4 protein-coding genes are annotated in these 3,482 nt (G+C 50.8%); all 4 read right to left on the bottom strand.

Translation table 11 applies throughout. The annotated features are described in order from the left end of the window. Positions 1-563, bottom strand: a 563-nt coding sequence (gene plsY / locus ACYC56_RS13405; RefSeq protein WP_461374676.1) for a glycerol-3-phosphate 1-O-acyltransferase PlsY, incomplete at its 3' end; no start/stop codon positions are given. 92 nt (positions 564-655) lie between these two features. Continuing rightward, positions 656-1,966 (bottom strand): ribosome biogenesis GTPase Der, encoded by a 1,311-nt coding sequence (gene der / locus ACYC56_RS13400; protein ID WP_461374675.1) that lies wholly within the window; start codon positions 1,964-1,966, stop codon positions 656-658. Beyond that, positions 1,967-3,337 (bottom strand): DUF512 domain-containing protein, encoded by a 1,371-nt coding sequence (locus ACYC56_RS13395; RefSeq protein WP_461374674.1) that lies wholly within the window; start codon positions 3,335-3,337, stop codon positions 1,967-1,969. Between the two features lie 56 nt (positions 3,338-3,393). After that, positions 3,394-3,474, bottom strand: coding sequence for a hypothetical protein (locus ACYC56_RS13390; protein ID WP_461374677.1), 81 nt, complete (start codon positions 3,472-3,474; stop codon positions 3,394-3,396). Positions 3,475-3,482: the final 8 nt, after the last annotated feature.

The raw sequence follows: 3,482 nt of genomic DNA, 5'->3' as shown, positions 1-3,482 counted from the left end.
ATATTCGACCTGTGCCTATACACGACTACCGCTCCAACAAGTATCGAGAACACAATATACACTGTTGATGGATATAATATCGCCACTAGTACCGGTAGCGTCAGCGCTACGATTATCGAGGCGAGGGATACGTATCGAGTGAGCGCTATTATCAATGCCCATATGCCGACCAGGATAGGCGCCGCCCACGGCCAGAGCGCCAGTATAATACCCGATGCGGTAGCCATCCCTTTTCCGCCGGAGAATCCCAAGAATATCGAATAACTATGGCCGATAACCGCCGACAATCCTACGATCACGCTCATTAACGGCACAATATGTGGACTATTCGATAATACCGCCTGCGCTATAAATATGGGGATCATCGCCTTCAGGACATCAGCGGCGAGCACTAATATTCCCGCAATCGGGCCGAGCGTTCTATAGCAATTTGTCGCCCCGATGTTGCCGCTTCCATGCTGCCTGATGTCAACGCGATAGAATACCTTGGCGATAACGAGACCAAACGGTACCGAGCCTAAGAGATATCCAAATAGTAGTAGTGCTATTGAGATAACTATCAACTGCGTCTCCTTTAAGCTCAGTGATTGGCGATTAGAGACCCACTCTCTCGACCCACACCCAATCGCTAATCGCTCTTCGCTAATCGCTGCTCTTACCGATACTTGCTCCTAAAATGTATATTGATAGGACAACCGATAAACCCGAAGGTCTTTCTTATCTGGTTTTCAATATAGCGTTCATAAGATGGCGTTACAAGCTGTGTGTGGTTCACGAAAAACACAAATGTCGGCGGCCTGGTTCCGGTCTGCGATGCATACGACATCTTGAGCGTGCGGCCCCCTTTTGCCGGCTGAAGCCCTTCCGCTTTTATCTTCATTATCAGGCCGTTTATAGCGGCAGTGGAGATTCGTTTATTGTATTCGGCCATTACCTGGTCGAACAATGTAAACAGCTTGACCACGCCGCTGCCTGTTTTGGCCGAGACTTTCAGCCTGGGTGAATAATCGAGGAACCGCAACTTGGTCTCGAGAACGTCCTCCACCTTGTCCGCTTTCTCGCGCGTTTCGACCAGGTCCCATTTATTCAAAACGAGAATGCTCGCGCACCCCCGCTCTTCGACGAGATTTGCTATTTTTTGGTCCTGGGTTGTCGGGCCTTCCTCGGAATCCATCACGATAAGCCCAATATCCGCCCTGTCTAGCGCCCTTAGCGACCTCAGGAAACTGTAATATTCGATATCTTCTTTTACCCTCGGCTGCCTTCGCAAGCCGGCAGTATCGATGAAGCGATATGTCACGCCATCCTTTTCAAATACGGTATCGATAGCATCCCGTGTGGTACCGGGGACTTCGCTTACTATAACCCTTTCCTCACCGAGGAGCCTGTTGAGTATCGAGGATTTCCCGACATTCGGTTTACCGACAAGGGCTACTTTTACCTCATCTGGGTTCTCGATTCTCGCAACGGTGGGCAGCAAGGCCGTTATCGCATCTAAAAGGTCGCCGACGCCGAGCCCGTGCATTCCCGATACCGGGTACGGCTCGCCCAACCCCACGTTGTAGAACTGGTATATCGCCGCCTCATGAATGATATCATCGATCTTGTTTACCGCAAGGATCACAGGTTTTGTCGCTCCCCTGAGTTGCTTTACTACAAGGTCATCCTCGGGCATTTGGCCTACCATTCCGTCAACGACAAAAAGGATTACGTCGGCCTCCTCTATGGCGAGAAGGGCCTGCTCGGTAATCTGTTTGCCCATCGATTTATCGACCCCGAAATCAATGCCGCCCGTATCGATGATCGTGAATGTTTTGCCGTTCCATTCGGTGTCGACATAGTTCCGGTCGCGCGTAACCCCGGCGGTTTCATGTACGATCGCCTGCTGGGTCGCGACCATTCTGTTTACCAGCATCGATTTTCCGACATTCGGCCTTCCAACGACCGCAACTAAAGGATATGACATCTAATTTTCTATAACCTCCATAAGCCCTTCGATACATCCTTCGCCCGAGCTTCCGAAAACTCTTACCTCTACGCCCAGCTCACGCGCCACCTGTTCGGGCGAGTACCCGTCGAGCATAAGGCCGTCCGCATTCAATATTACATCGGGCACGACTAATATATCCGGCACGCCCTGTTCTAAAAACTTTTGGCGTGCGCTTGAGACGATATCTGTTCCGGTCAATAAACCGGTTACGTTCACTTTTCCACCGAAATACTTGTTCTCAACGGGAATCACATCGATAGCAATACCTGCGATTTCACTTATGTTACAGACAATGCCTTCGAGTATGCCTGAAAACAACTCACCCGTTACCATGGATATTCTCAACGGCGTACTACCATTATTCCCTCTTTGCGGCGCTTGTTTTGCCCTGTTTCGCTTACTTACGGCGTTCTTCAACTGTTCGATGCCGTTCTCCACCTCGTCAATAAAGAGGCTCGACAGGCCGATGCCGTTCTCTATCTGTGGAAACTCCCCGTAATGCTCGACTGGTGGAAGCCTGCGCCCCGCCGCGATATAAAACTCGTCGGCGATATAGACCCAGGGCCCGCCCCTCTGCTTCTCGAGCTTTTCCTGCCACCGCTCGATCTGCGCAATAAGCCCTATTATCTCTTGTTTTTCAAACGAACGCAAAGGGTATAAGCTGTCTCTAAATCCGGTTAGACCAACCGGCACGAGCCCAACGGAGCCGACGTTTGGGTAGTCGCTCGAAAGCACTTGTATTGAGCGCTCCAGCTCGTCTTTGTCGTTAAGGCCGGGGCACATTACCATCTGGATATGGGTCTCGATCCCGGCATCGGATAATCGCCGCAGGTGAACGAGTGTTTTGTCTTCTTTCTTCCTGCCGAGCATCATCGAGCGCAGCTGCGGATTTGTTGCATGAAGCGATACGTAAAGCGGGCTTATCCTGTCTTCGATAATCCGCTCGATATCCTCATCGTTCATATTGGTGAGCGTTACAAAATTACCGTAGAGAAACGAAAGGCGATAGTCGTCATCCTTTACGTAAACCGCTTCCCTCATCCCCGGCGGCAGCTGATCGATAAAGCAAAACACACACTTGTTGGCGCAGGTTTTTATGCCATCGAACATGGACGTTGAAAAATATATCCCAAGCCCGAGAAGATGCGGATTTTCCATTTTTATATGCCGGTGCTCGCCGTTGCGCTCTAGTTCGATGTCGAGCACCTCGTCAGCCGTGGCAAACTCGTAGTCGAGTATATCGCGCAGCTTTCGCCCGTTTATCGACAAAAGCTTGTCACCCGCGCGTATGCCGTTTTTATGCGCGATACTACCCGGCTTTACCTCGCATACTTCCGCCGCAATCATGGTTACACCTCTAAACTCGTTTCGTTCATAGATATTAGATAATAACAGAGGGGGATTTAACCGGCCAGCGCTTTCACGCGGTCGATTACCTCCTTGAGGATCCAGTCCGGGGTAGAGGCGCCCGCTGTTACACCGATATGCTTTA

The sequence above is a fragment of the Candidatus Aquicultor sp. genome (genome assembly GCF_054640775.1).
Note: the sequence above shows the minus strand (reverse complement) of the source record. Positions and strands in the feature narration are given on the sequence as shown.